Source organism: Desemzia sp. FAM 23988 (assembly GCF_045528365.1).
Lineage (GTDB): Bacteria > Bacillota > Bacilli > Lactobacillales > Carnobacteriaceae > Desemzia.
In genome coordinates this window covers 39846-61402 of record NZ_JBGQQS010000008.1, presented here as the reverse complement: position 1 = coordinate 61402, position 21557 = coordinate 39846, and the positions used below count along the sequence as shown (strand labels likewise).

General features: G+C 40.0%; 16 protein-coding genes. 5 read left to right on the top strand and 11 right to left on the bottom strand.

What is annotated here, in order from left to right:
• Window positions 1–344: 344 nt before the first annotated feature.
• The 4 genes from ACEN4L_RS06270 to opp3b are packed head-to-tail and all read right to left on the bottom strand — an operon-like array spanning window position 345 to window position 4445.
• Window positions 345–1289, bottom strand: coding sequence for an ABC transporter ATP-binding protein (locus ACEN4L_RS06270; RefSeq protein ID WP_407096379.1), 945 nt, complete (start codon window positions 1287–1289; stop codon window positions 345–347).
• Entirely contained in the window at window positions 1273–2439 is a 1167-nt protein-coding gene (locus tag ACEN4L_RS06265; protein WP_407096380.1) for an ABC transporter ATP-binding protein, read from the bottom strand. The genes ACEN4L_RS06270 and ACEN4L_RS06265 overlap by 17 nt, the downstream gene beginning before the upstream one ends.
• An 11-nt stretch (window positions 2440–2450) precedes the next feature.
• Entirely contained in the window at window positions 2451–3500 is a 1050-nt protein-coding gene (gene opp3C, locus ACEN4L_RS06260) for an oligopeptide ABC transporter permease (protein WP_407096381.1), read from the bottom strand.
• Between the two features lie 3 nt (window positions 3501–3503).
• The gene (gene opp3b, locus ACEN4L_RS06255) at window positions 3504–4445 is read right to left on the bottom strand and encodes an oligopeptide ABC transporter permease (protein WP_407096382.1); all 942 of its coding nucleotides are present in this window, start codon (window positions 4443–4445) and stop codon (window positions 3504–3506) included.
• Between the two features lie 155 nt (window positions 4446–4600).
• Between opp3b and ACEN4L_RS06250 the strand changes: the two genes are divergently transcribed.
• Window positions 4601–4972, top strand: coding sequence for a DUF3899 domain-containing protein (locus ACEN4L_RS06250; protein WP_407096383.1), 372 nt, complete (start codon window positions 4601–4603; stop codon window positions 4970–4972).
• 87 nt (window positions 4973–5059) lie between these two features.
• On the opposite strand, the gene ACEN4L_RS06245 is transcribed toward ACEN4L_RS06250, so the two are convergent.
• The 5 genes from ACEN4L_RS06245 to ACEN4L_RS06225 all read right to left on the bottom strand — a co-directional run bounded on the left by ACEN4L_RS06245 (window position 5060) and on the right by ACEN4L_RS06225 (window position 12523).
• Window positions 5060–6703, bottom strand: a complete 1644-nt coding sequence (locus ACEN4L_RS06245) for a peptide ABC transporter substrate-binding protein (protein ID WP_407096384.1) — start codon at window positions 6701–6703, stop codon at window positions 5060–5062.
• Between the two features lie 489 nt (window positions 6704–7192).
• A complete protein-coding gene (locus tag ACEN4L_RS06240; protein WP_407096385.1) occupies window positions 7193–8416 on the bottom strand; it encodes an NAD(P)/FAD-dependent oxidoreductase in 1224 nt (407 codons plus the stop codon).
• Window positions 8417–8437: 21 nt separating this feature from the next.
• Window positions 8438–9235 (bottom strand): SDR family NAD(P)-dependent oxidoreductase, encoded by a 798-nt coding sequence (locus ACEN4L_RS06235; RefSeq protein ID WP_407096386.1) that lies wholly within the window; start codon window positions 9233–9235, stop codon window positions 8438–8440.
• An 811-nt stretch (window positions 9236–10046) separates the two neighbouring features.
• Complete coding sequence (locus ACEN4L_RS06230; RefSeq protein ID WP_407096387.1) at window positions 10047–10862, bottom strand: endonuclease/exonuclease/phosphatase family protein; 816 nt, start codon at window positions 10860–10862, stop codon at window positions 10047–10049.
• A gap of 2 nt (window positions 10863–10864) precedes the next feature.
• Window positions 10865–12523: a PTS transporter subunit IIBC gene (locus ACEN4L_RS06225; RefSeq protein WP_407096388.1), complete on the bottom strand. Its 1659-nt coding sequence runs from the start codon at window positions 12521–12523 to the stop codon at window positions 10865–10867.
• Between the two features lie 284 nt (window positions 12524–12807).
• Here ACEN4L_RS06225 and ACEN4L_RS06220 point away from each other — a divergent pair, with 284 nt between their 5' ends.
• Genes ACEN4L_RS06220 through ACEN4L_RS06205 form a run of 4 tightly spaced genes read left to right on the top strand, consistent with a single transcriptional unit; the run spans window position 12808 to window position 17840 of the window.
• Window positions 12808–15093 carry a glycoside hydrolase family 65 protein gene (locus tag ACEN4L_RS06220; protein ID WP_407096389.1) on the top strand — a complete coding sequence of 762 codons (2286 nt, stop codon included), beginning with the start codon at window positions 12808–12810 and terminating at the stop codon, window positions 15091–15093.
• An 18-nt stretch (window positions 15094–15111) separates the two neighbouring features.
• Entirely contained in the window at window positions 15112–15783 is a 672-nt protein-coding gene (gene pgmB / locus ACEN4L_RS06215; protein ID WP_407096390.1) for a beta-phosphoglucomutase, read from the top strand.
• Window positions 15761–16783, top strand: a complete 1023-nt coding sequence (locus tag ACEN4L_RS06210; protein ID WP_407096391.1) for an aldose epimerase family protein — start codon at window positions 15761–15763, stop codon at window positions 16781–16783. The genes pgmB and ACEN4L_RS06210 overlap by 23 nt, the downstream gene beginning before the upstream one ends.
• Before the next feature lie 31 nt (window positions 16784–16814).
• On the top strand, window positions 16815–17840 hold the full coding sequence (locus ACEN4L_RS06205; protein WP_407096392.1) for a LacI family DNA-binding transcriptional regulator: 1026 nt from the start codon (window positions 16815–16817) through the stop codon (window positions 17838–17840).
• Between the two features lie 653 nt (window positions 17841–18493).
• Here ACEN4L_RS06205 and pulA read toward each other — a convergent pair.
• Window positions 18494–20488, bottom strand: coding sequence for a type I pullulanase (gene pulA / locus ACEN4L_RS06200; RefSeq protein ID WP_407096393.1), 1995 nt, complete (start codon window positions 20486–20488; stop codon window positions 18494–18496).
• Window positions 20489–20632: 144 nt separating this feature from the next.
• Window positions 20633–21532 carry a DUF368 domain-containing protein gene (locus ACEN4L_RS06195; protein ID WP_407096394.1) on the bottom strand — a complete coding sequence of 300 codons (900 nt, stop codon included), beginning with the start codon at window positions 21530–21532 and terminating at the stop codon, window positions 20633–20635.
• Between the last annotated feature and the right edge of the window lie 25 nt (window positions 21533–21557).

Genomic DNA, 21557 nt, shown 5'->3' with positions numbered 1-21557 from the left:
ATAAAAAAATGGTTCTACGAGCTATGACGTTGGGAAGTAAAACGGAAATTATTTTTTATTCAATCCCTGCTAGAAACTCATTCTTAGAAATTTCTGGAGAAATATGGGGTGGCTTATAGCCATGAAAAGGATGCAATGGGAATTACTTAGTGTTAGGCTTTAGCCGTTACACTAAGTTTGAAGCTTGCAAGCCTGGAGACGTGGTTTTCGGCTCCAGGAGTTCCCATGGCGCTCCATAAGCCACCCCATAGGGCGGAGGAAATTTCTTTACCAACGCTAAAATATGAAAATCTAAAAAAATCCCCCGCTGAATAGCAGGGGATAAGCACAATAATCGTTTGAAATTAGTATTTCGCTAATTTTTCTTGAAGTTTTGGTACATCAGATTCACGACAATATACGAAGTGTTCGGGTGCAATTTCTCTAAGTTTTTCTTCTTCGCTATTTGAAGGACGCGGTGTATAGGCAAAACGTGTACGACTGCGTTCATAATCAGGATCAGGAAGAGGAATAGCAGATAAAAGACTTTCTGTGTAAGGGTGTAACGGTTTGTTGTAAACACTGTCAGCAGGAGCTAATTCAACTAATTTACCAAAGTACATTACGCCAATACGGTTACTGATATATTTCACCATAGATAGATCATGGGCAATAAATAAGAAAGTCAGTTTTTGTTTTTCTTGTAATTCCATCAACAAGTTAACAACTTGAGCTTGGATTGAAACATCAAGAGCAGAGATAGGCTCATCAGCAATGATCATTTTTGGATCAACTGCTAAAGCTCGAGCAATCCCGATACGTTGACGTTGTCCACCTGAAAACTCATGAGGATAGCGAGATGAATGGTCTTTATTCAAACCAACTAATTCCAATAATTCTTCCACGCGAGCGTCGATTTCATCTTCACTGTCGGCTAATTTGTGGATCTTGATTCCTTCAGCAACGATATCTCTTACTTTCATACGAGGATTCAAAGAAGCATATGGATCTTGGAAAATCATTTGCATATCTTTTCTAAAATCAAGTTGCTCTTTTCTGCCATTTAACGAGTGGACTTCAGTACCGTCAAAGTAGATTTCACCATCAGTAGGATCGTACAGACGAATGATGGCGCGTCCTGTAGTGGTTTTACCACAACCGGATTCACCAACAAGTCCTAACGTTTCTCCTTCGTAAATATCAAAAGAGATATCATCAATGGCTTTAACTTCGTTTTTAGTTCCTACGTTAAAGTACTGTTTTAAGTTTTTAACTTCTAAGATCTTTTTACGTTTAGTATCTTGGCTCATTTGCTTCTCCTTTCCCATCCCGATCTGTTGTTAGTTCGTCAACAGAAAGATTGTTTTGATCTTGTGTACCTTCCATGTCTTGACCACTCAATTGTGACAAGTCGTCTGAAGGTTGGATCTGCAATTTTTTAGCACGGAAACCGTTCTGACGCGCAACGATTTCAGCTGGCGGTGTAACTTTTGGAGCATCTGGATGCAGTAACCAAGTAGCTGCAAAATGCGTATCAGACACTTTGAATAAAGGCGGTTCATACATCGTGTCTACTTTTAACGCATACTCACTACGAGGAGCAAATGCATCCCCTGTAGGAGGGTTCAACAAGTCTGGAGGGGTTCCAGGAATAGCGTATAAAGAGCCGCTTGTTTCCAAAGTAGGCATAGAACTCAATAGTCCCCAAGTGTATGGATGTTGCGGATTATAGAAAATCTCGTCAACAGTTCCTACTTCAACGAATTTACCAGCATACATAACCGCTACACGGTCAGCAACGTTTGCTACTACACCTAAATCATGCGTGATAAAGATGATAGACGTTTTGGTTTTGTGTTGCAATTCTTTCATTAGTTCTAAGATTTGCGCTTGAATCGTTACGTCTAAAGCAGTAGTTGGTTCATCAGCGATCAAAATATCTGGGTTACATCCTAACGCAATCGCAATAACGATACGTTGACGTTGTCCACCTGAAAATTGATGAGGGTATTGCTTCATTCTTTTTTCAGGATTTGGGATACCAACCAAACGCAATAATTCTTCTGCTTTTTTGTAAGCTTCTTCTTTAGATACATCTTGGTGTTTTAAAATAGGCTCAGCAATTTGTTTGCCGATCTTTTGAGTCGGATTCAAAGAAGTCATAGGATCTTGGAAGATCATAGCAATCTCTGAACCACGAATTTTTTGCATATCTTTTTCTGATTTTTTAACAAGGTCTTCACCTTTGAAGAGAATCTCGCCGCTGTCGACATTGGCATTATTAGCTAACAAGCGCATAATGCTTCGACTAGTAACTGATTTTCCTGATCCGGATTCACCAACGATGGCCAGTGTTTCACCAGGTTTCAAATCGAAATTCACTCCACGAATGGCGTGGACTTGTCCTGCATACGTATCAAATGAAATATGCAGATCTTTTACTTCTAATATATTTTCCATCAGGCTTCCTCCTAATCTCTCAGTTTTGGATCAAACGAATCTCGTAAACCATCTGCTAATAAGTTGAAACTGATCATAATGATACTCATAATAGCAGAAGGATACCACATCAAGTGAGGCAAGAAACGGAACGTTTTGTATCCATCATTGATCAATGTACCTAATGATGCATCAGGAGCTGGAATACCGATACCGATAAAGCTTAAGAAAGCTTCAAAGAAAATAGCGGACGGAATTGAAAACATAACTTGAATAATAATAATACCCAATAAGTTAGGCATAATGTGTTTAAAGGCGATACTTAAAGAAGATTGTCCAAGTGTTTTAGCCGCTAAGACATATTCTTGGTTTTTCAATTTAAGGGTTTGTGCCCGAACGATACGTGCCATCGAGATCCATTCAGTTAAAGCTAAGGCAATGATAATAGACATGATACCAGGATCAAATACTAATAACATTAAGATCACGATAACCAAGTTAGGTACCCCAGAAAGAATTTCCAGAATACGCTGCATCACGGTATCTACTTTTCCGCCAATCCAGCCGGATAATAGACCGTAAGTTACCCCGATAATCAGATTCAATAGGGCAGCTACGAAAGCAATAAATAGGGATACTCGTGTACCATATAAAATACGAGACAATAAGTCGCGACCAAGACTGTCTGTTCCCAAATAGTAATATACGTCACTTTCAACGCCTTGCAGTTCATATTTATCTACACGTGTTCCATTTTGATTGATTGTTCCATTCAAACCGCTGATATCCAAACCAGGGATTTTAGGCGGTAAATTCGCATGTTCAATGGTTTGAACATTTGGACTTTGAGGAGCAATCATTGGAGCGAAGATACTCAATAAAGTGATAATAATCAAAAGAACCATACTGACCATAGCGACTTTATTTTTCTTTAGACGACGCCAGGAATCTTGCATAAAACTTAGAGAAGGGGCAGTGATTTTTTCATTATCTTGAACATCTAAACTATCTGCTTTAACAAATAAGTCTGGTGTCAATTCAGGCAGTGATGGTTCAGAGTGAAAGTTGTTGTTGCTCACCATAAATTATTTTCCTCCTTCTGTAGCTACTCTAATACGAGGATCAATAATTCCATAAAGAATATCAACCAATAGAATAACTGAAACTAATAATAATGAATACAGCATTGTCACACCCATGATCGTTGGGTAGTCATTAGTTAAAATCGATTTAACAAATTGTTCTCCAATACCAGGAATCGCAAAAATATTTTCCACTACCATAGAACCGGTCATTAAAGCGACAGCCATTGGTCCTAAAAGAGTAATTAGTGGAATCAAGGCGTTCCGGATTCCGTGTTTAAAGGCAACTTCCCATTTGCTCAGGCCTTTGGCTTTTGCTAATTCTACATAATCACTACTTAAAACATCTACCATCTCGGTCCGCATAAATCGTGCCGAATCGGCCAGCGGGGAAATCGCTAATGCAATAGATGGTAAAATAGACGATGCAAAGCCTGTCCATAAGGCGATAGGGAACCAACCCAACCAAACACCAAAAATCAATTGCAGCAATACTGCAAACACAAAGTTAGGGATGGAGCGGCCGACGATCGCGGTTAATGTTGACGTGGTATCGACCCACGTTCCTTGTTTCATGGCGGATACGACACCCAATACAATCCCCAGAATCGTTCCGACGACTACCGCCTGTATACCAATTTGAGCAGATGGGGCTATCCTTGACCCTATCAATTCTGCAACAGGAGTATTATTGAATTGGAAAGAAGTTCCTAAGTCACCTGTAACAAGTCCTAAAATATAAATTCCATATTGCACGATAATAGGTTCGTTCAAACCATATTTTTCATTCATAATAAAAATTTGTTCTTCACTTAGCTTATCTTGGTTACTATAAGGAGTACCAGGTAAGAGCTTCATGAGAAAGAATGTTATCGAAGCAATTAGGAACAAAGTAAGAAGCATATATAAAACGCGTTTTCCAATGTACTTTGTATAGCTCTTCATTGTGATCCAACCTCCGTAATAAAATTTGTTCATAGATGACAGTGTATCATATCAGTAGAGTAAAAAAAATAACTCAGAATTGTAAAATTGAATTGTATTTAACGTATTTTTTAGTTACATTAGAAATGTTCATTCAAAGAAAGGATTCACAAATCATGAAATTCACTAAAAAAAATCTGTTGATCTCATTTATTTTCGTTAGTGCGATTGTGCTTTATCAGTGGTTTAAGCATCAAACCATCCAATGGATTGAATTATCCAACAGCTTGTTTTTAGCGGCATTGCCGCTGCTGATCATCGGCCTTTTCGGTTTCGTTCTATCCAAAGGGACCTTTGATTTTTTTCACTACAGCATGAAAAGAATAGCCAGGCTGAGAAAAAGAAAGCAAGATTCAGACGAAATAGAAGATAACCACAGTCAAGACGCACTGTCTAAGTCAGTAGGAAAAAGTTATCAATCTGTTCTAACGATTGGAATCATTCTTCTAGCTCTCAGCATACTATCCTTATGGGATTACTTATTATAATCATAAAATAAAGCAATTATCAGCCAACTCAAAATTACGGAGGCTGATGATTGCTTTATTTTGTTCCTTCATCAAACGATTAAAAAATTATTTTTCAACAGTTGCCCATTTGTAAGTGTATTCTGCGCCTACTAAATGTTCTGCAATACCGTTAACGTAATCTTTTTCTAAAACTGCGTTTGCACGTTGGTAGACAGGAGCAATTATACCATCTTCAATCAAGATTTGTTCTGCTTGCAACAGCATATCCCAACGAGCATTTAAGTCATCTACTTCAGCACGAGCTTGTTGAACCAAAGTGTCGTATTCTGAATTAGAGTAATTTGAAGTATTGTTGCCATTTTCTGTTTCAAACAATTCTAAGAAGTTGATTGGATCAGCATAATCAGCACTCCATCCAGCTAATTGGATGTCGTACTCTCCAGCAGTATTAGAAGCTAGACGAACTTTAAATGGTACGTTGCGTAAATTGATTTGTAATCCAGGTAAATTAGTTACTAATTGACTTTGGATAAATTCAGAAGAACGCTTTGAGTTGTCTGTATCATCAGATAGGAGTTCTAAGCTGATAGAATCTACACCTAATTCTTCCAGACCAGTTTGCCAATATTCTTGAGCAGCCGCTACGTCATAAGTTGACAAGTCGCCATTTTGCTCACGGAAGTCTTCGTCAGTTTCAGGGTCTGTAGCAAGACCTTGAGGAACTAAACCGTTAGCTGGAACAGAACCGTCTTGTAATACGACTTTTGAGTAAGCTTCTTTATCGAATGCCATTGACAATGCTTTACGAATATTTTCGTTGTTCAATGGGCTTTCTGGATCACTCAGTCCAAATTTCAAGTAGAATACAGATGAAGTTGGCATTGTGTGCAATTCTGCATCGCCAGTTCTTTGAGCTACGTATTCACCTTTCAGCAAGATACGGTCAGTAGCGTCAGTATCGTATAAGTTCAAAGCAGTTGAGGTTTCTTTGATAACTTCAACATTGATTTGATCTAAAGCAACTGTTGCTGCATCCCAGTAATCTGGGTTTTTAGCGTATGTCCAAGATAATCCTGCAGCTGTCCAGTCTTCAAGTAAGAAAGGACCATTGTAAACTAAAGCATCACTAGATAATGCGTAGTTGTCACCTTGTTCTTCCACAAAAGCTTGGTTTTGAGGGTAGAACATAGTTAGAGAAAGTAAATCTTCGAAGTATGGAAGATTAGTAACCAATTGTATTTCCAACGTTTTATCATCTACAGCTGTAACGCCTAGTTCGTCAGCTGCCATTTCTCCGCCAATGATTTCTGAAGCGTTAGCGATAACGCCGTCCATCATGTAAGAGTAAGAAGCTGCTGTAGCCGGGTCAACCAGCTTTTTCCATGCATAAACAAAATCATTTGCTGTTACTGGGTCTCCGTTAGACCAGTTAGCATCTTCGCGAATTTTGAATGTGTACGTCAAGCCATCTTCGCTGATAGTTGGTTCTTCAGCAGCCATACCTAATTCTAAAGAGCCGTCGTCTTTTTGGCGATAGAGACCTTCGTTTACATTTGTCAAAACAGTAAAAGCAACAGTATCCGTAGCTTGCGTTGAATCCATAGTAGGGATCTCAGCAGTTTCTACTAAATTCAATACTTGTTGTTGTTCTCCAGAGTCGGAGGTTTCGCCTGAACCGCCGCCACATGCTGCTAATACAAAAGCAGTGCACAATGATAATAATAACAAAGTAGATTTTTTATTTATCATTTATTATTTCCTCCATTCAAATTTTTTAATACTGTATTAGTATAAGTGCACTCTTTATTAAAAACAAGTTTGAATTTAGCAAAACCTCTCATTTTTAATGATATATACACTATTGTATATTCTGAATATTCAAAAAATGCTTTAAAATAGGGAATCTTTGGAAAAATGCATTATTTGAACAAAGAAAAAAATTTTGTTTTGTTGACCATTTTTTTAGAGACTGCTACGCTAAAAATGGTATGCAAAAAGAAGAAAAGCAATGGATAAGAAAAAATGAACAAATTTAGCCACCGGATTAGATGCGTTATTTATAGTGAGCTGTGCAAATGATCCACAATAGAATTTGCCAGTTGTAAAAGTAGAATAAACACGAAAAAAGTTTCTAGGTTCTCTTTCTTCTATAATATTGTCCATATGATACGAACAAATTAAATAACCTCTTTCTGCGGCTGAGACAGCAGAAAGAGGTTATTTAATTGACTAAACGTTTTATTTTTCGTGAAGGGCTCCTTTTAGCGCAGAAGAATCAGCAGGAGGGTCACTGAGGATTTTTCGGACATCATCTAAATCTGCTTCAACATTCCACAAGAGAATTCCGACTGGTTTATCGTCTTTCAGATAGTAAATAACTTTTCCATCATCTACTTCATCAATCAACGTATCTAATTCAGGATCCAGTGTTCCGATAGCTTTCCATGAAATGTCAAACACGACAGAGTAGAAGTAAGGTGTATAGTCATAAGGTTCATTTGAACCCGCCATGGCTTTTCCGACAGCTTCTCCAGAATTACGGGCATGGTCCACATGTTCGATACGGTCGCGGCCTAGAATAGGGTCAGGATAAGAAGCGATATCTCCAGCTGCGTAAATATCAGGATCATCGGTTCTTAGGAATTCATTTACCACGACACCGTCCTCTACGTTCAACCCGCTTTCTTCAGCTAAAGAAACACGTGGGGAAACACCTAGACCAAATACAACAGCATCTCCGTTTAGTTCTGTTTCATCATCAAGGGTCAAGACAAATTCATCATCTTCTTTTCGGTAAGATTCAACGCGTTTGCCGCTCACCATTTCAACACCAGCTTCTTTGAATGCTGCTTCGTATTCATTTGCGATCTCTTCAGGGAATTGGCTGGAGCCTAATACTCCATCTGGATAGATCAAGGTGACGCGTGTATTATTCTGAATCAAACCAGCTGCTAATTCAGCTCCGATATAACCGCCGCCGACTACTAAAATATGTCGGTCGTTACCCGAAAGAGCACGTAACTTGCGGTAATCTTCCCAACTTCTGAAAAAAATCACTTGATCCGATTCGGGACCTTCGATTTTAGTCGGTTCACTACCAGTTGCCAACAGCAATTTTTGATAACCGATCACTGATCCGTCTGCTAGCTGGACCGTATGTCTAGCTCGATCGATGGCTGTAACTTCAGCTCCCAATTGGATTTCAGCACCTGTTTCTTCGGTGGTGTTTAAGGGGACTTGGTCATCAGTAAAAGAGTCGTCTGTCCACAGTTTTTTGGTCAAGGCCGGACGCGTATAAGGAACGTCTTTATCGTTGGATAAAATTTTGATTGACCCAGTACCGTCCTGCTCTCGAATCCCTTTAGCAGCATAGCCAGCAACCATACCACCACCAATAATCAGATAATCATATGCTTGATTTGCTTGCTGCATTTTTTGGATATCACTTAATTCTTCTGCCATTTTTATTCCTCCTTCTCCAAATTAAATCGTAGAAACTGAACCAGCATCAATGCGGTAATTAGAACCATTCACGAAAGAAGCTTTGTTTGAACAAAGGAAAGCAATCACTGCCGCGACTTCTTCCGGTTGTCCACGACGCTTCAGCTCGATATTGGGTCTTTTATTATCCAGAAATGATTGGATAGCTTCTTCTTTTGAGACATTCAGTTCTTTTGAACGCTCTTCCATCATAGTGTCTGTCATAGGTGTCTCGATAAAGGCCGGTGAGACAGCATTGACTAAAAGTCCTTCTTTGGCATAAGTTTTGGAGAGTCCTTTGACTAACGCCAGCATACCGGCTTTAGCGCAGTCATACGGGATTTCATCCAGATAAGCTTCTTCAGCATTTTCAGAAGAGATCATGACGAGCCTACCCCAGCCACCTATTCTTAGATCTGGCAAAAATTCTTTGACTGTACGCACAGCACCCATCAAATCGACATCCAGCGTCTCTCGCCAGTCTGCTTCATCGATTTCATGGAAAAGACCGCTTGCACCCGAAATGCCTGCTGAGTGTACCAAAATATCGATTTTACCAATATCTTGTTGAATCTGTTGATGCAATTTTTTCAGTGATTCGCTTTTCGTCACATCGGCAAGATAATGGTGCACGTTTGATTGGTCGCTTAAGCTTTCAGCAGCTCGGTCGAGTTTTTCTTGGTCTATCCCTGTGATAATGACGGTCGCACCTTCTTCCAAGAGTGTTTTAGCAGTTGCTAAACCAAGACCTGAATCAGCTCCGACAATTAAAGCTGTTTTTTCTTTGATCCCTAAATCCATGTGAAGAACCTCCCTTTAAGTTAAATCATTTGGACACGTTTTTTCTTCTGTATATAAAATGGTACACGTTCACCGAAACAGATTCAATTAATCCGCTTTTAGCTTTTAAAGAAGAGTGAAGCGCAGGCTGTAATGTTTTTGAGGAGGTTCTGTTTGAGAGGTGGTAGAAAAGGGTTAGATGGTGCTAATTTGATTGATAGCGTCCATTTAGGGTGATAGGAAAGGATCAAATGGCCCTAACTTGATCAGTAGCGTCCATTTAGGGTGGTAGGAGAGGATCAAATGGCTCTAACTTGGTCAGTAGCGTCCATTTAGGGTGGTAGGAGAGGATCAAATGGCTCTAACTTGGTCAGTAGCGTCCATTTAGGGTGATAGGAAAGGATCAAATGGCCCTAACTTGATCGTTAGCGTTCATTTAGGGTGATAGGAAAGGATCAAATGGCTCTAATTTGGTCAGTAGCATCCATTTAGGGTAATAGGAGAGGATCAAATGGCTCTAATTTGGTCAGTAGCGTCCATTTAGGGTGATAAGAGAGGATCAAATGGCTCTAACTTGGTCAGTAGCATCCATTTAGGGTAATAGGAGAGGATCAAATGGCTCTAACTTGTTTGGCAATGTCTATTTGAGGATATAAAATGAGAAGTCGACTCTGATAGGAAGAACGCCAAGCAGCTCGGATAAGCCAAAAAGACTGACCTAAAATCGAGGAATAATCGAATTTAGGTCAGTCTCTATAGTTGATTATGTTAGTCTGTAAAATTCTAGCCATTAGTTTTCACAAGGGGTAAATGTGGAACCACGTTTCAATTGTTATTTTTTGATTTCTACAGCAATTCCAAAATGATCGGAAACGAACGGTTCATTGACACCATTGAATATCACTCTAGAAGAACGCACGTTTACGGGACGATTGGAAAAAATATAATCGATGCGCAAACCACTTTGGTTATCTGTCCAGCCATCAATAGCTTCTGCAACGGTAAATCCAGCGTCTTTTTGGTTTGCCAAATGATAGGTGTCGAACCAAGTTTGGGTGACCAATTCGTAGCCTTCTTGCTCAACTTGAGCAGAATTATTGAAATCTCCCATTAAAAAGACAGGCGCTTTTAAACGATCAAAAACAGCAGTGCATTTCTCCCATTGTGCTGGGAACGGATCATGCTCATCATGCCACCAGCCCAAATGTAAACTAAAGAACCAGTGATCGGCTGATTTGATACCGATTACTTTGCGGCTTTTGTAATCGTCGTAAGCTGTATTTTCTGAAGCAAAAAACGAATAAACTTCTTGGATCGGATGCAAACTCAAGACGGCTAGTCCTTCATCATAGATATCGTACCCGATATGAGAAGGTTCCCAAGTCCAATAGTAAGCCAGTCCTTTTTCTTTCAACTTTTGCTGCAATAGAAAAGCGAAGTTGTCTTCTTTGAGGGGATACTCCTTATTGGCTTCATAAAAAGCAGTCAGTTCAGACGATTCCACGAGGGGAGACGTCATGAGCTGATTGACTTCTTGCAATGCAATCACATCAAAAGCGTGACGAATGATTGCGTCGCATAAGTCTTCCAATTTTTCTAAAGGATTTTCTTCCATCCAGCTGTGCGTGTTTAAGGTTAAAAATTTCAAAACTACACTCCTAATATATCATTGATGTCTGATTTTAAGACATCAGCTTTCGGTCCATAAACGGCTTGGATACCTGTTCCTTTTTTGACTAAACCTAAAGCGCCAAGTCTTTTCCAAGCGGCTTCATCTTTAACGACTTCAGGATCTTTAACCGTTACACGAAGACGTGTCATACAAGCATCTACATCTGAAATGTTGTCTTTTCCACCTAAAGCTTCGATAATTCCAGTAACTTGTGCATCAGCAGTGCCTGTTGCAGCGGGAACTCCTTCAGTTGCAACTTCACCGTCAGCATTTCCTTCTTCGATATAGTTGCCCAAACGACCTGGAGTAGCAATTTTAAATTTGCCGATCATCCAGTAAGAAACAAAGTAAGCCAAGAAGAAGAAGACCACACAAGAGATGACAAAGTTGACAACATCCCAGACTAATCCGGCATTGATAGACATTGGGATACGAGTCAAGAATTCAAGGATACCGAATGAGTGGACCCGCAAGGCAATAATATCTGCCAGCGCAAATGAAATCCCTTGAAGAACAGCGTAAACACCATATAAAGCTGGTGCGGCAAACATAAACATAAATTCAAGCGGTTCAGTAACACCTGTTAAGAAAACAGCTAAACCAGCAGATAGAAACATAGATTTGTATTTCGGACGTTTTTCTTTATCCGTACGACGGTACATAGCAAATGCAATCCCCAGTAAAGTCCCAGCTGCACCAATCATTTGACCTACTTTGAAACGAGCAGGAGTAACAGTTGTCAATAATTCATTGTAAGCAGCTGTATCGCCAGCATTTTTTAAGTTAACTAAGTCGCTGACCCATGCCAACCATAGTGGATCTTGCCCAAATACTTGACTTCCTGCAGCAGCTCCAGTCAAGACAGTGTAAGTACCACCAAGAGCTGTGTAGTTCACTGGGATCGTTAACATATGATGCAATCCAAATGGCAACAACAGACGCTCCAATGTACCATAAATAAATGGCGCAAATACAGGCGCTGTTTCACTAGAAGTTGCGATCCATTGCCCGAAGTTGTTAATACCAGTTTGAACAACTGGCCAGACAAGTGCCAATCCGATTGAAATAATCACGGACCATACAATGACTACGAAAGGTACGAAACGTTTCCCATTAAAGAAAGAAAGGGCTTCCGGTAATTTGCGGTAGTTATAATACTTATTGAAAATAACGGCCCCTACAAATCCAGAAATAATTCCGACGAACACACCCATGTTTAAAGCAGGAGCCCCAAGAACAGAAGTAAAGTAACCATCTACAGGAATCACTTGTCCAAATAGCGTAGCGGTTGTAGCGCCTTCAGTAACTAACATATCAGAGGTTACTCCAAAGATGGCACCTGAAGTCATATTGATCAAAATAAAAGCTAAGACAGCAGCAAAGGCTCCACCAGCACGTTCTTTAGCCCAAGAACCACCAATAGCAACTGCAAATAAGATATGTAGATTGTTGATAATAGCCCAACCGAGATTTTCCATCACACTACCAATGGTCAACACAAGAGTAATATCTCCGCTGAACATGGCAATCATTTTTCCAATACTAATCATTAATCCGGCGGCAGGCATAACAGCCACAACGACCATTAACGCTTTACCTAGTTTTTGCCAAAAATCAAATGAAAATAATTGTTTCATTTTAAATCCTCCTTTAAAATATTCAATTTGCTTATGCAAACGATTGCTTTAAATATAAGTCCTACCTTAAAAAAATGCAAGCGTTTTTAGGTTGTTAAAAGTTGTTACCGGTAACAGAAACGAGAAACGTTGTCATTTCAATGTTCTTTATTTACCTTGAGAAAAAATAAACCCCTTTCAAATTGACAATGCAATCGTTTGCGTTTAAACTTGCATTAGAGAACTTAGAAAACCAGCATTGCACCAGTTTTGACTAACGCAATGAACATACAGGAGGAAAAAAAGTGGCTTATAATAGACTATTTGAAATTGACGAATGGAAAGTAAAAACAACGGTATTAGATAAAGAAGAACGCAGATTGCAAGAAAGCTTGACCAGTATTGGAAACGGTTATATGGGAATGCGCGGGAACTTTGAAGAAGCTTATTCAGGGGACCGCCATCAAGGGAGTTATATTGGCGGCGTGTGGTATCCGGACAAAACACGTGTTGGCTGGTGGAAAAACGGCTATCCAGAATATTTTGGTAAAGTAATCAATACAATGAACTTTATTCAATTAGATATTGTAATGGATGGCGAAAAAGTTGATTTGTATACAGATACTGTTTCGGATTTTGAAATGGAATTGGATATGCAGCACGGAATCTTGAAAAGAAGTTATATAGTAGAAAAAGCTGGTAAAAAAGTTCAAGTCGTTGTTGAACGATTTGTCAGCTTAGACCAAAAAGAACTGTGTGCCGTTAAAATGGAAGTAACCAGTTTGACTGATGATGTGACACTAGAATTAATTCCTGCTCTTGATGGAAATGTAACCAATGAAGATTCCAATTACGATGAAAAATTCTGGCTTCCTGTTTCTCAAGCGAAAAACAGCTTAGTCATCGAAACGAAACCAAATAACTTCGGGATCGAGCAATTTACCGTAGGCGCTATGATGTCTAACCACGTGACTAATTTGGAAAAGACAGACGAATTGGTGACTGAGATGAAAGTCTCCCAAACGTATGCTGGAACGTTAGCAGCTGGTGAGAAAGCGGTCATCGAAAAACGCATCGTGTTGACGACTTCTCGTGATTACGCTAAAGCGGATGTAGAAAAACAAAGCCGTACAATCAGTGAAGTAGTGGATCAGTTGTCTTTTGAAGAATTGCGTATGCGCCATGAATCGCTTTGGTTGGAACGTTGGAAAAAAGCTGATATTGAAATCGGTGGCGATCCTGCAGCTCAACAAGGCATCCGTTTCAACTTGTTCCAATTGTTCTCTACTTACTATGGAGAAGATACTCGTTTGAATATTGGACCTAAAGGCTTTACGGGTGAAAAATACGGCGGCGCAACTTACTGGGACACAGAAGCTTATGCAGTTCCGTTGTATTTAGCTTTAGCAGATCCCAAAATAACCGAAAACTTATTGTCGTACCGTCACAATCAATTGCCTCAAGCGGAACACAATGCGCACCAACAAGGCCTAAAAGGTGCGTTGTATCCAATGGTCACTTTCACCGGGGTAGAATGCCACAATGAGTGGGAAATTACTTTTGAAGAGATTCACCGGAATGGTGCGATGGCTTATGCAATTTACAATTACACGAACTATACAGGCGACCAAACGTATTTGAAAGAAAAAGGTTTGGATGTTTTAGTCGGCATCAGTCGTTTCTGGGCAGACCGTGTGCATTACAACCGCAAAAAAGATCAATACATGGTACATGGAGTAACAGGTCCGAATGAATACGAGAATAACGTCAACAACAACTGGTATACAAATAAATTGGCTGCTTGGACATTGAAGTATACGTTAGAATCTTTAACACTTTCTTCAGAAAAACAAGCCACTTTACAAGTAACCAAAGAAGAAGCAGCAAAATGGCAAGACATCATCAATAAAATGTATTATCCTTATGATGAAACAGAGCAAGTTTTTGTGCAACACGATACTTTCTTAGATAAAGATTTGCGCCCAGTTTCTGAATTGGACCCAGCCGACTTACCATTGAATCAAAAATGGTCATGGGATAAAATCTTGCGTTCACCGTTCATCAAACAAGCGGATGTTTTGCAAGGAATTTACTTCTTTAAAGAAAATTACACGATGGAAGAAATCGAACGCAACTTTGATTTTTACGAACCAATGACCGTGCATGAATCTAGTTTGTCTCCGAGTATCCATGCGATTTTGGCAGCAGACCTTGGTAAAATGGACAAAGCCGTAGAATTCTATGCGCGTACAGCTCGTTTGGACTTAGACAACTACAACAATGATACGGAAGACGGCTTGCACATTACTTCGATGACCGGAAGCTGGCTGACAATCGTTCAAGGGTTTGCGGGAATGCAAACCGTTCATGAACACTTGTCTTTTAGACCTTATTTGCCGGAAAACTGGACGAATTATGCTTTCCACATCAATTACCGTGGACGCTTATTGAAAATTTCGGTGACCAACGAAGAAGTAGCGATCGTGTTGCTTGAAGGCGAAACCTTGGAAATGTCTGTTTACGGCGAATCCATAGTGTTAAATGACGTTTATACGACTGAAACCAAAGCACCACAAAATATGAACCAATAGAGAGGAAGCAACCAGCTTATGAAAGCAGTACTATTTGATTTAGACGGAGTCATTACGGATACAGCGGCTTACCATTTTGAAGCGTGGAAAGCCTTAGGAACTAAAATTGGGATTGAAATCGACGAAGAATTCAATGAACAATTAAAAGGAGTCAGCCGTACGGATTCATTGAACCGCATTTTAGAAAAAGGCAACAAACAAGACGCTTATTCAGAAACTGAAAAAGAAGCGATGGCTACTGAAAAAAATGATTTGTACAAAACGTTGATTGAAAAAATGTCGCCATCCGACTTATTGCCTGGCATTAAAGCCTTGTTGGACGAACTGAAAGCAAACAATATCAAATTAGGTTTAGCTTCTGCTAGTAAAAATGGTCCAACCATTTTGGATAAACTCCAAATCACAGACTATTTTGATGAGATCGTTGACCCAGCTGGATTAAAAGCTGGTAAACCGGATCCAGAAATTTTCGTGACAGGCGCTAAACAGTTGGGCGTTGATGTGAGCGAATGTGTGGGTGTGGAAGATGCAGCTGCCGGAATCGACTCTATCAATGCGGCTAATATGGTTTCTATCGGTGTGGGTGAAAGCAAAAATTTGGGAAAAGCTGCAAAAGTTGTCCCAAGCACGGCTGATCTGACTGTCGCTTTATTGGAAAATGTATGGAGTGAAACGATTGGACGCGCGTAAACAACACTATGGCTGGTATGAAGGTCAGGAAGTTTTTGAATATGTCCTGACGAATGATCAACAAGCGGTTTTTCGCTGCATCAATTATGGGGCAGTAGTGACGGGGATCGAAGTACCGGACCAATGGGGAAAAAAGGAAAACGTGGTTTTAGGGTTCAAGCAATTGGAGGATTATGTAAAGGATTCGCCTTATTTTGGGGCTTTTATCGGAAGAGTAGCGGGACGGATCGCTGATGGTACATGGTCAACTTATCAATTGACTCAAAACAATCGAAAGCATCATATGCATGGCGGAGAGCACAATTTCAGTCAGCTTGTTTGGGACAGTCAAATCGTTCAAGAAGACAATAGGATCGGTGTCGCTTTCTCATTGATGAGTCCAGATGGAGACAACGGCTATCCGGGGAATCTGCGAGTAACAGTGACCTATTATTGGACCAATGACAATATATGGGAAATGCTGGTTACCGCAGAAACGGATCAAACAACACTGTTTAATCCAACCAATCATACGTATTTTAACTTGAGCGGCAACACCAAACGCAAGATATTGGAACACACCTTGCAAATGGATGCAGAAAGCTATGCGGAAACGGACAAAACCAAAATACCAACAGGACGTTTACTTCCCGTTGCAGAGACAGCGCTTGATTTTAGAGAACCGAAAAGGCTGGCAGATGCGATCAATGAACGGCGTGAAGGGTTCGATACGCCATTTAAATTGTCTGGAGCAAAAACGATTCGGTTGTGTGAGCCAGAAAGCGGACGTTCTTTGAAGATCGAAACGAATCGCGAAGCAGTCGTTGTCTTTTCAACGACAGGAATGGACGAAGATTATTTAGTGGATGGAGAAAAAATGAGCAGCCACCGCGGAATAGCCTTAGAAACACAAGAATTTCCGGATGCCGTACACCATCCAGAATTTCGATCCATCATCTTGGAACCAGGGAGAATGCATCGGTCCTTTACCAAGTACACGTTTACAACACCAACGGAATAGCTTAAAATAAAGGCAGAAAGGATGTGCGCAGATGTCAGTCACAATCAAAGATGTAGCAAAAAAAGCTGGAGTTGCCACTTCAACTGTATCGCGTACCATCCAGGATTCTCCAAGCATCAGTGAAAAAACGAAGCAAAACGTTCGGCGCATCATGGAAGAAGTCGGATATCGGCCTAATTTGACCGCGCGCGGTTTAGTCAATCAGACCACTCAAACGATTGGAGTTATTTTGCCGGTCTCCCAAGGTCAAGCTTTTCAGAACACCTTTTTTCTCAGCATGATTCGAGGGATCAGTAAAGCCTGTAACGAGAAGAAGTATATGGTGTCGATCGCTTCGGGAACAACGGAAGCAGAGCTGTTGGAAAGTATTCAAACGATGGCCAAAGGCGGACGAGTAGACGGTTTTATCGTGTTGTATTCCAAAAAAGATGACCCTATTATTGAATACCTGCATCAAGAAAAAGTGCCGTATGCGATGATTGGTAAACCGTATAAATACGAAAATGAAATGCTGTATGTCGATAACGACAATGTGATTGCCGGAAAAGATGCGACCAACTATCTGTTGGAACTGGGTCATCAAAGGATTGCTTTTATCGGGGAAGATACAAAACAAATGGTGATTCGAGAGCGACTAAAAGGTTATGGGCAGGCGTTGGAAGATGCAGGATTGGCCGTTGATCCGGATTTGATGCTAGATGTGACTCTTCCTGAAGCAGCTTACCGCAAAAAAATCCAGCAGCTGTTTAGCAGCAGCGATTTTCCGACCGGTATCGTGGCCAGCGATGATTTGATCGCATTGAATATGAGCTATATGCTTAGTGGTTTTGGATTGAAAATCCCGGCAGATGTCTCGATTATTGGATTCAATAACTCGATTTTTGCGGAAAAATCTCAACCTGAACTGACTTCTATCGATCTGCATACTGATTCGCTGACATCACAAACTGTTTATCAGCTGATTGAATTGATGGAAGGCAAGCAAACATTGGCGGTCAAGATGATCTTGCCGCATCAGATTATTGAACGGCAATCGTGCAAAAGAAAAGGTCACTAGAAGAATAAGAAAAACCCGCTCTCTTCAACAATTGATTGCCGAAGAGAGCGGGTTTTTCTTGGAAATTTAATCTATTGGTTTTTTCATCATATAATATTGGTACGACTCTTGGAGTGTTCTTTGATAATATCAATGTCTTCTTTCAGTGGGATGCTCTATTCAGCGTGAAAGAGATATTCGTTTGATGAGTGAATGAAGGTTATTCTTCAAGTGAGCATTGAATAAGTCCCCACTTGAAGAATAAAGTAGGTTTACTTATTAAGTGGCATAAAATTAAGGTCTCACTTGAGTAATAAAATGGGTTTATTCTTCAAGTGGACATTAAATTAAGTCTCACTTGAGTAATAAAATAAAACAACAGTGCCAACGGCTGTCTCAGACTCGTTTTTTCCTATTCGTGCAGCATTTAAAGATAGAGTGAGGAGAAAACTTCCTGTTTCTTCGTTAATAAATGATAGCCAAAATATTCTTGAACAATTGCAGCTTAAATTCTTCACTACACTATACTTTGTCATAAAAAAAGACCCCAAAAAATTAGATTTTACTCTAACTTTTTGGGGTTGTACCTTCCAAGCGTTCCCATGGGTCTCACCAAGCAACCTCGAATTCGGAAGGAATTTCTTTTCCAACACCATAAAGTGAACATTCAACTATTAAGAAACTAAAATCAAAGCACTGTGCGGTTCTATCGTCATCGTACTTCCTTCTACCGTTCCCAACGCTTCTAATCCAGCGTGGTCTTTGTTAGCGACAATAGTCCAATGAGTAGGTAATTCATCAGTATGGCTCTCCAAAGTAACCTCATGTGTTTCACCAGATGAGTTCAAGATGACTGCCATCCATTTCCAATCGCTTTCTCCTGCGTAAGAATTCGGAATCGTATAAGCAATTAGATTTTCAATAGAGTCACGAGAAAAAGCCATAGCTTTCGCAGTTTGTGCGGTAGCGTCTCTTAACGGAGTAAATTTGCGGCGAATCTGACTCAACCCGCGGTAATAATCCACCAGGTCGCTATTCGTTTTAAGCAGACTCCAGTCCAGCTTATTGACATCAATAGAAGACACGAAACTGTTCTCGTCTCCAAATTTAGTACGGCCAAATTCCTCTCCTGCCTGCATAAACAAGGTACCTTGAGAAGTAAACAGCAAGGCAGCAGCTAATTTATTGATTTGAATGACCCAGTCATTTCTGCCAAAATAGGGCTCATCAAAAGTACTTTCCACCAATTTGTCATAAAGGCTTAAATTATCGTGAGCAGAATTGTAGCTCACCACTTGTGCTGGGTTTCTGGCCCAAGTCTTGTCAGCCAATTCATATTCTGAAGCAGCAGCACCAATCGTATTGGCACTGATTCCAGCCATGACGTCTGCATCGTGAAAATCAATCCCGTTTTGACCTTGCAGAAAACCTCCATCAGTCTTGTTGAAAACCGAACCTTTTACAGGATCTCTAAAATCGTCATTGAAAATGGCAATACCATCCATGAAATGAGATGCATTCCCTTTATTGGCAGGGATATTGGGTGTTTTGATCTCATTACTTCCGGCGTCCCAAGGTTCTCCGTAAAGAATCACATGCTGCAGGCCTTTTTCGTTTAATGCTGTGCGGATCGCATTCATTGTTTCAACATCATGCAACCCCATCAAATCAAAGCGGAAACCATCCAAATGATATTCTGAAGCCCAATATAAAATAGAATCCACCATATATTTGCGCATCATACTGCGATCGCTGGCTGTTTCATTCCCGCAAGCTGATCCATCCGCAAATTCACCAGTGTCCGTTTGGCGGTAATAATAGTCGGGAACGGTCAAATTAAAGCTGGAATCTTCGGTTTCAAGCGTATGATTGTAGACTACATCCAACACCACACCAATATCTTGTGCGTGCAGACTTTGGACCATTTGCTTAAATTCACGAATACGTGCTGAGGGATCGCGCGGGTCTGAAGAATAACGGCCTTCAGGGACATTATAATTTTTAGGATCATAGCCCCAGTTGTAATCTGAACCTTCCTCGTCGTTTTCAAAATCAAAAACAGGTAAGAGATGAACATAATTCACGCCCAGTTTGCTTAAATGATCGACGCCTGTAGAGAATTCTTTTTCGTTTTTGTAAGTTGTTCCCAGTTCCGTAAAAGCTAAATATTTTCCTTGATTTTCCAGACTGATTCCAGAATGTTCATCCGAAGAAAAATCGGCTACATGGACTTCCCAAATAAAAGCGTCGGTTATCTGTTGTTGGGTAACATGATCATCTTCAGACCAGTTTTCAGGATTGGTTTTATCAAAATCGATGATCGCTGCACGATTCCCGTTCACACCAGCTGCTGTTGCATGTATATCCATCGTTTCGTTGGATGTGCCGCTAACGGTGATGGTGTAAGTGTAAAAGAGGCCTTCGAAATCACCTGCTAAGCTGGCGGTCCATACATTGTTCTCATGCGTTAAAGGGTAAGATTGGATCAATGAATTCTCGGCACTGTCTCCAGTCTGGTAAAGATTTACCACAACTTTTTCAGCAAGAGGCGACCAAACTTTAAAGGTCGTCTTATTTTTTGTATACGTCACTCCCAGATCATTTCCAGAATAAGATTTACTTTCTAAATAAGCTAACTTTTCATCAAGAGTCATCACATGGATTTCCATCAAGTATCTTCCTTTCAAAATTAACATCCGTTTGTTTTTCAGCGTATAAAATTCTTACCCACAGTTTAGCATTTTTAGGATGGAAAAGCTTTCTAAAAAAACATGACCTGGATTTTTAAAAATTCAAGTCATGTTTTTTTACGACTATGCAGGTTCTTCCGTTTTTCCTAAATAATAAGTCAACAAGAAACAAACTACTGCAAGAATCAATCCAAGAATTAAAAATAGCAGAGCATTTGAACCTTGAAGATCATTTAAAGCGTTGGTGTTATACAGGATAGCAAATGGTGAAGCTAAAACTAATCCAAGAATTCCGCTGTAAGTTAAAGTAGGGTGATTTGTAAACAAGTACTCAATCAATTTACTGATTAGGAAAATCCCTGCTAGAACACCTATGCCAAACGGGAACAAAATTCCTGTATAATGCCATAATTGCCCCATATCCATGGAAGTTAAAGCATTAAAAAAGCCGGTGACCGAATTTAGAATACCATAATAATAACCAAGGACCATAAGTACCAGTGATCCACTAACGCCTGGTACGACCATAGTAGCCGAAGCAATGACCCCGATAAAGAACATGGTGATGACTGATCCAAATGAAAGAGTGATAGTTGACATCGTATTTCCTTCTGCTTGAACTAGTGCAAGACTGACAACAAGAGCAAAAAAGACAATGAATAATGCAATGTGGAAAAATGAAACTTTCTTTTGTTCTTGACGTAAAGCGAGTAAAAAAGATTTTGCCAAGATCGGAATCCCACCTAATATCAATCCAATAAAGGCTAATGCAGTGGGCAACGTGTATTGGCTAAGCAAGACTTCGATTAAATAAGAAAAACCAATAATGCCTAAAACCAATCCCCCGCCTAAAGGAAGCAAGATGCGGAAGCTTTTCTTCCAGTCCTTAACTAAATGTGTAATCGAATAAATCAAGTCATCGTAAATCCCTAGTGAAACCGCCATAGTTCCTCCGCTGACCCCTGGAATAATGTTGGCTATTCCCATTAACATACCTTTTAAAACCATCCATATATAACTCATTATTAATCTCCTTATGTTGTGATAA

Coding starts and splice junctions, on each gene's coding strand:
- pgmB (WP_407096390.1), top strand. CDS start 15,112: ATGAAAGCAGTACTATTTGATTTAGACGGAGTCATTACGGATACAGCG.
- opp3C (WP_407096381.1), bottom strand. CDS start 3,500: ATGGTGAGCAACAACAACTTTCACTCTGAACCATCACTGCCTGAATTG.
- ACEN4L_RS06195 (WP_407096394.1), bottom strand. CDS start 21,532: ATGAGTTATATATGGATGGTTTTAAAAGGTATGTTAATGGGAATAGCC.
- ACEN4L_RS06265 (WP_407096380.1), bottom strand. CDS start 2,439: ATGGAAAATATATTAGAAGTAAAAGATCTGCATATTTCATTTGATACG.
- opp3b (WP_407096382.1), bottom strand. CDS start 4,445: ATGAAGAGCTATACAAAGTACATTGGAAAACGCGTTTTATATATGCTT.
- ACEN4L_RS06245 (WP_407096384.1), bottom strand. CDS start 6,703: ATGATAAATAAAAAATCTACTTTGTTATTATTATCATTGTGCACTGCT.
- pulA (WP_407096393.1), bottom strand. CDS start 20,488: ATGGAAATCCATGTGATGACTCTTGATGAAAAGTTAGCTTATTTAGAA.
- ACEN4L_RS06240 (WP_407096385.1), bottom strand. CDS start 8,416: ATGGCAGAAGAATTAAGTGATATCCAAAAAATGCAGCAAGCAAATCAA.
- ACEN4L_RS06270 (WP_407096379.1), bottom strand. CDS start 1,289: ATGAGCCAAGATACTAAACGTAAAAAGATCTTAGAAGTTAAAAACTTA.
- ACEN4L_RS06250 (WP_407096383.1), top strand. CDS start 4,601: ATGAAATTCACTAAAAAAAATCTGTTGATCTCATTTATTTTCGTTAGT.
- ACEN4L_RS06225 (WP_407096388.1), bottom strand. CDS start 12,523: ATGAAACAATTATTTTCATTTGATTTTTGGCAAAAACTAGGTAAAGCG.
- ACEN4L_RS06235 (WP_407096386.1), bottom strand. CDS start 9,235: ATGGATTTAGGGATCAAAGAAAAAACAGCTTTAATTGTCGGAGCTGAT.
- ACEN4L_RS06205 (WP_407096392.1), top strand. CDS start 16,815: ATGTCAGTCACAATCAAAGATGTAGCAAAAAAAGCTGGAGTTGCCACT.